This is a genomic window from Delftia sp. ZNC0008 (assembly GCF_000799035.1).
Taxonomy (GTDB): domain Bacteria; phylum Pseudomonadota; class Gammaproteobacteria; order Burkholderiales; family Burkholderiaceae_C; genus Comamonas; species Comamonas tsuruhatensis.
On record NZ_JTKZ01000617.1, the window covers coordinates 1 to 6393 of the forward strand.

Sequence of the window (6393 nt, forward strand, 5' to 3'; positions counted from 1 at the left end):
CGCCGCTTGGCCGCCAGGGGCGTGCGCGTCGCCCTGTTCGACCTCAACGAGACGGCCGGGCAGGCGCTGGCGCGCGAGACAGGCGGCCTGTTCTGCCGCGTGGACGTGACCGACGAGGCCAGCGTGGACGCGGGCTTTGCCCAGGCCCGCGCGGCCCACGGGCAGGAGCGCATCCTGGTCAACTGCGCGGGCACGGGCAATGCCGTCAAGACGGCCAGCCGCGACAAGGCCACGGGCGAGATCCGGCACCTGCCCGTGGCCAATTTCGACCGCATCATCCAGATCAACCTGGTGGGCACCTTCCGCTGCATCGCCAAGTCGGCGGCGGGCATGCTCACGCTGGAGCCGCTGGCCGACGGCGAGCGCGGCGCCATCGTCAACACGGCCTCGGTGGCGGCGCAGGACGGGCAGATGGGCCAGGCCAGCTACTCGGCCAGCAAGGCCGGCATCACGGGCATGACCCTGCCCATCGCGCGCGACCTCATGGGCGAGGGCATCCGCGTGAACACCATCCTGCCCGGCATCTTCGACACGCCGCTGCTGCAGGGCGCGCCCGACAACGTGAAGGCGGCGCTGGCCGCCTCCGTGCCCTTCCCCAAGCGACTGGGCCAGCCCGACGAATACGCCCACCTGGCCGAGACCATGATCACCAACGGCTACTTCAACGGCGAGTGCGTGCGCCTGGACGGCGCCATCCGCATGGCGCCGCGCTAGGCGCACCGCCCAGCCACTAACCGTCCCCGCGTTTTCCCTGGCCGGAATCGTCGCTTGCGACGATGCCCGGCCCGCGCCGGCCGGGCCACCATCCCCCCAGGAATACAGGAACAGGAGACATATCCATGGCACAGGCATACATCGTTGCCGCCACGCGCACGGCAGGCGGCAAGCGCGGCGGAAAGCTCTCGGGCTGGCATCCGGCCGATCTCGCGGCCCAGGTGCTGGACGAGCTGGTGCGCCGCAGCCAGGCCGACCCGGCCCAGGTCGAGGACGTGATCATGGGCTGCGTCAGCCAGGTCGGCCAGCAGGCGACGAACGTGGCGCGCAACGCGGTGCTGGCCTCGTCCCTGCCCGAGTCCGTGCCGGGCACCACGGTGGACCGGCAGTGCGGGTCGTCCCAGCAGGCCCTGCATTTCGCGGCCCAGGCCGTGATGTCGGGCAGCATGGACATGGTGATCGCCGCAGGCGTGGAGAGCATGTCGCGCGTGCCCATGGGCACGCCCAACGCCCTGCCCGCCAAGTCCGGCCTGGGCGTGTACATGAGCCCGGCCATGCAGCAGCGCTATCCGGGCGTGGAGTTCACCCAGTTCATGGGCGCCGAGATGATGGCCGGCAAGTACGGCCTGGCCAAGGACCAGCTGGACGCCTATGCGCTGCAAAGCCATGAGCGCGCCGTGCAGGCCGCGCGCGAGGGCCGCTTCGACCGCGAGATCCTGGCCGTGCAGGCGCGCAGCGCCGAAGGCGGTACCGAGGGGGAAGGCCAGCCGCACACGGTGGATGAAGGCATACGCTTCAACGCCACGCTGGAGGGCATTGCCGGCGTCAAGACCATCCGCGAAGGCGGCTGCGTGACCGCCGCCACGGCCAGCCAGATCTGCGATGGCGCCAGCGGCGTCATGGTGGTCAGCGAGCGCGGCCTCAAGGCCCTGGGCGTGCAGCCGCTGGCGCGCATCCACCACATGAGCCTGCTCGGGCATGACCCCGTGATCATGCTGGAGGCCCCCATCCCCGCCACCCAGGCCGCGCTGAAGAAGGCCGGCATGCGCATCTCCGACATCGACCTGTACGAAGTCAACGAGGCCTTTGCCCCCGTGCCCCTGGCCTGGCTGCAGGCCACGGGCGCCGATCCGGCGCGGCTCAACGTCAACGGCGGCGCCATTGCGCTGGGCCATCCGCTGGGCGCCTCGGGCACCAAGCTCATGGCCACGCTGATCCACGCCCTGCATGCGCGCGGCGGGCGCTACGGCCTGCAGACCATGTGCGAGGGCGGCGGCATGGCCAACGTCACCATCATCGAGCGCCTGTAGGCGCCGCCATGCCACCGTGCGGCCGGCGCGGCCCGCGCCGGTCGCCCACCATCGGGGGAGGGAAAGCCATGAGCCAGGACTCGCAGCCCCTGCTGCGCATCGAAGGCGTTTCGCTGCGCTTCGGCGGCATCGTCGCGCTGGACGGCGTGAGTTTCGATGTTGCGGCAGGCCAGATCTGCGGCCTCATCGGCCCCAACGGTGCGGGCAAGAGCAGCCTGTTCAACTGCCTGTCGCGGCTGTATGCCTGGCAGGCCGGCCACATCCGCTTTCGCGGCCAGCCGCTGGCCACGCTGGCGCGCCACCGCATGGCCGCGCTGGGCATGGGCCGCACCTTCCAGAACCTGGCCCTGTTTTCCAGCATGACGGTGGCCGACAACGTGCGCCTGGGCACGCACAGCCACCAGCACGCCGGCTTTGTGCGCGACGCCCTGCGCCTGCCCGGCGTGCGCCGGCGCGAGGAAGAAGCCCGCGCCCAGGCGCAATCGCTGATGGCCCTGCTGGAGCTGACGGGCGTGGCAGAGCGCCGCGTGGCCGACCTGCCCTTCGGCACGCAAAAGCGCGTGGAGCTGGCGCGCGCCCTGGCCTGCCGCCCGCAGTTGCTGCTGCTGGACGAGCCGGCCTGCGGCCTCAACCATGAGGAGCTGGCCGGCCTGGGCGACCTGATCCTGTCGCTGCGCGACCGGCTGGGGCTGACCGTGCTGCTGGTGGAGCACCACATGGGCCTGGTCATGCGCGTGAGCGACAAGGTCGTGGCGCTGAACTTCGGCCGCAAGATCGCCGAGGGCACACCGGGCGAGGTCCGCGCCCATGCCGAAGTCATCCGCGCCTACCTGGGTTCGGACATGCAGCCGCAGGATCAGGACAGGGAGGTGGCGCATGCCGGCACTGCTTGAAATCCGCGGACTGCATGCGGCCTACGGGTCGGTGCGCGTGCTGGACGGCATCGACATGGACCTGGCCGAAGGCCGCGTCACGGCCCTGCTGGGCGCCAATGGCGCGGGCAAGACCACCACGCTGCGCGCCATCTGCCGCCACCTCGTGGACACGCGCGGCGAGGTGCGCCTGGCCGGCGAACGCATAGACCGGCACAGCACCGAGCGCATCGCGCGCCAGGGCGTGGGCCATGTGCCCGACGGGCGCGGCACCTTCGCCCAGCTCAGCGCCGAGGAGAACCTGCGCCTGGGCGCGCAGGCCCGGCCCACGCGCGCTGCCCGTGCCGACGTGGGCGGCGATATGGAGCGCATGTTCGGCTACTTCCCCCGCCTGCGCGAGCGCCGCGCCCAGCAGGCCGGCACGCTGTCGGGCGGCGAGCAGCAGATGCTGGCCATTGCCCGCGCCCTCATGGGCCGCCCGCGCCTGCTGCTGCTGGACGAGCCCTCCTTCGGCCTGGCGCCGCTGGTGGTGCGCGACATCTTCGGCATCCTGCGGCGCATCAACGCCGAGCAGGGCATGACCATCCTGCTGGTGGAGCAGAACGCGCGCCTGGCGCTGGAGCTGGCGCACAGCGCCTACCTGCTGGAGACCGGTCGCATCGTGCTGCACGGCCCCAGCGAAGCCATGCGCCGCAACGATGCGGTGCGCCAGGCCTATCTCGGGGAGTAGCGGCCATGGACGCCTTCATCCACCAGTTGCTGGCCGGCCTGGCCACGGGCGGTATCTACGCCACCGTGGCGCTGGCCCTGGTCATGATCTACCAGGCCACGCACCACATCAATTTCGCGCAGGGCGAGATGGCCATGTTCTCCACCTTCATCGCCTGGGCGCTGCTGCAGGCGGGGCTGCCGTACTGGTGGGCCTTCCTGGCCACGGTGGCGCTGTCCTTCGTGCTGGGCGCGGCCGTGGAGTTCGCCATCATCCGCCCCATGCACAAGGCGGCGGACCTGGCCCAGGTGGTGGTCTTCATCGGCCTGCTGATCGTCTTCCACAGCCTGGCCGGCTGGATCTTCGGCTACACCATCAAGGAGTTCCCCAGCCCGTTCCCGGCCGACGCCTGGTATGGCAGCGCCCTGATGTCGGCCCATGAGGTGGGCACCATCTTCGTGGCGCTGTCCATCGTGGCCCTGCTGTTTGCCTTCTTCCGGCTCACGCCGCTGGGGCTGGCCATGCGCGCGGCCGCGCAGAACCCGGCCTCCTCGCGCCTGGTGGGCATCTCCGTGGGGCGCATGCTGATGCTGGGCTGGGGCCTGGCCGGCGCCATCGGCGCGGTGGCCGGGATGATGGTGGCGCCCGTGGTTTTCCTTGATCCGCACATGATGAGCGGCGTGCTGCTGTATGCCTTTGCGGGCGCGCTGCTGGGCGGCATCGACAGCCCCGCGGGCGCCGTGCTGGGCGGCTTCATCGTGGGCGTGCTGGAAAACCTGGTGGGCAGCTACGTCGTTGGCACCGAACTCAAGCTTTCTGTGGCCCTGGTGCTGATCGTGGGCGTGCTCATCGTGCGGCCGGCCGGGCTGATGGGCCGCAAAGTCGTCAGGAGGGTTTGAACAATGCCCTCCCTGAGCGGCTACGCCGCTTCCCGTTGCACGGCGCCCCCTCTTTCGCTACGCGGGAGGGGGACGACACCCTCGCTTTTGGGCCACGCCAGTTTTGTGCCCAACGCCCTGGAGAACAATGATGTCCACACGATCCGCCTCCTCGTCTGACGCACTGGTCGACGCCACCAGCGCGCGCCGCCCCCTGCCCCTCGGAACGGTACTGATCGCGGCGCTGGCGCTGGCGGCCTGCTCGCTGGTCTTCGTGGCCAAGGGCTACCAGCTGTTCCAGGCCACCATGGTGCTGGCCTATGCCGTGGCCCTGGTGGGGCTGAACATCCTCACGGGCTACAGCGGCCAGATCTCGCTGGGCCATGGCGCCTTCTTCGCCATAGGCGCCTATGCGGCCGGCATCCTGATGGACCGCGCGGGCCTGGTCTACTGGCTGGCCGTGCCTGCAGCGGGCCTGGTGAGCCTGGCGGCGGGCTACCTGTTCGGGCGGCCCGCGCTCAGGCTGGAAGGGCTGTACCTGGCGCTGGCCACCTTTGCGCTGGGCGTGGCCATGCCCCAGCTGCTCAAGTACCGCCACCTGGAGGCCTGGACCGGCGGCGTGGGCGGCATCGTGCTGACCAAGCCCGAGGCGCCCTGGGGCCTGCCGCTGGATGCCGACCAGTGGTTCTACCTCTATGCATTGGCCGTGGCGGCCCTGCTGTTCTGGATGGCGCGCAACCTCATAGACAGCGGCAGCGGCCTGGCGCTGCGCGCCATCCGCGACCATGCCATGGCGGCCGAGGCCATGGGCGTGGACAACGCGCACTGCAAGTCCATGGCCTTTGCGATTTCGGCCGGCTACACGGGCGTGGGCGGCGCGCTGTCGGCCATTGCCGTGCAGTTCGTGGCGCCCGACTCCTTCACCATGTTCCTGTCGATTTCGCTGCTGGTGGGCGTGGTGGTGGGCGGAGTGGGAACGCTGTGGGGCGCGCTGTTCGGCGCCCTGTTCATCATGTTCATCCCGGGGCTGGCCGAGCAGGTGTCCAAGGCCGCGCCCTGGGCCGTCTACGGCACCGTGCTCATCGTCTTCATGTTCGCCATGCCCGGCGGCGTGATGGGCCTGCTGCACCGACTGGGCCGACCGGGCCGGCCGGGCCTGCACCTGCCCCGGCAGCGGCCGCGCACCTGACTTTCCATCCCCACCCACAGGAGTCCCCCATGAATTCCAGTCAGGCCGTCCGCATGGAACGCCACGGCAACAACGGCGACAGCGGCAACAACGGCGAGATCGCACTCATCGTCCTCCAGGACAGCGCCCGCATGAATCCGCTGGGCAGGCCCTTGCAGCTGCGGCTGCGCGAACTGCTGGCCGAGGTGCGCGAGGACACCTCCCTCCGCGCCCTGGTGCTCACCGCCGAGGGCCGGGGCTTTTGCGTGGGCGCGGACCTGTCGTCCATGGGCGGCTCACAAGGCGGGGCACAAGGTGGGGCACAAGGCGGGGCCCAGGCCGATGGCCGCACGCTGGGCGCGCAGACGGCCGACAACATGCAGCAGCTGTCCAACCGCCTCATCCTGGACCTGCAGCAGTTGCCCGTGCCCGTGGTCTGCGCCATCAACGGCGCGGCAGCCGGGGCCGGCGTGGGCCTGGCCCTGGCCGGCGATGTGGCGCTGGCGGCGCGCTCGGCCTACTTCTACCTGCCTTTCCTGCCGCGCCTTGGCATCGTGCCGGACCTGGGCACCACCTGGTTCATCGAACGCCGGCTGGGCCGTGCGCGCGCCATGGGCCTGTCCCTGCTGGGCGACAGGCTGGGCGCGCAGCAGGCCGCCGACTGGGGCCTGGTCTGGGCCTGCGTGGACGACGAGGCCCTGCGCGAGCAGGCCCTGGCCGCGGCCGCCCGCCTGGCGCGGCT

7 protein-coding genes are annotated in these 6393 nt (G+C 70.9%); all 7 read left to right on the plus strand.

The annotated features are described in order from the left end of the window. A partial coding sequence (locus L995_RS20205) for an SDR family oxidoreductase (protein WP_047473256.1) occupies positions 1-714 on the plus strand: 714 nt, incomplete at its 5' end. Positions 715-839: 125 nt separating this feature from the next. Continuing rightward, the gene (locus L995_RS20210; protein WP_047473258.1) at positions 840-2024 is read left to right on the plus strand and encodes an acetyl-CoA C-acetyltransferase; all 1185 of its coding nucleotides are present in this window, start codon (positions 840-842) and stop codon (positions 2022-2024) included. Positions 2025-2092: 68 nt separating this feature from the next. Continuing rightward, entirely contained in the window at positions 2093-2917 is an 825-nt protein-coding gene (locus tag L995_RS20215; protein ID WP_046985185.1) for an ABC transporter ATP-binding protein, read from the plus strand. Further along, positions 2901-3626 carry an ABC transporter ATP-binding protein gene (locus tag L995_RS20220; protein ID WP_047218401.1) on the plus strand — a complete coding sequence of 242 codons (726 nt, stop codon included), beginning with the start codon at positions 2901-2903 and terminating at the stop codon, positions 3624-3626. Before L995_RS20215 ends, L995_RS20220 begins: the two co-directional genes overlap by 17 nt. 5 nt (positions 3627-3631) lie before the next feature. Next, positions 3632-4504: a branched-chain amino acid ABC transporter permease gene (locus L995_RS20225; RefSeq protein ID WP_034363620.1), complete on the plus strand. Its 873-nt coding sequence runs from the start codon at positions 3632-3634 to the stop codon at positions 4502-4504. Between the two features lie 130 nt (positions 4505-4634). Next, on the plus strand, positions 4635-5672 hold the full coding sequence (locus L995_RS20230) for a branched-chain amino acid ABC transporter permease (protein ID WP_047473263.1): 1038 nt from the start codon (positions 4635-4637) through the stop codon (positions 5670-5672). 29 nt (positions 5673-5701) lie between these two features. Further along, the coding region (locus L995_RS20235; RefSeq protein ID WP_047473261.1) for an enoyl-CoA hydratase-related protein at positions 5702-6393 on the plus strand (692 nt) is incomplete at its 3' end.

Coding starts and splice junctions, on each gene's coding strand:
- L995_RS20210 (WP_047473258.1), top strand. CDS start 840: ATGGCACAGGCATACATCGTTGCCGCCACGCGCACGGCAGGCGGCAAG.
- L995_RS20220 (WP_047218401.1), top strand. CDS start 2,901: ATGCCGGCACTGCTTGAAATCCGCGGACTGCATGCGGCCTACGGGTCG.
- L995_RS20225 (WP_034363620.1), top strand. CDS start 3,632: ATGGACGCCTTCATCCACCAGTTGCTGGCCGGCCTGGCCACGGGCGGT.
- L995_RS20215 (WP_046985185.1), top strand. CDS start 2,093: ATGAGCCAGGACTCGCAGCCCCTGCTGCGCATCGAAGGCGTTTCGCTG.
- L995_RS20230 (WP_047473263.1), top strand. CDS start 4,635: ATGTCCACACGATCCGCCTCCTCGTCTGACGCACTGGTCGACGCCACC.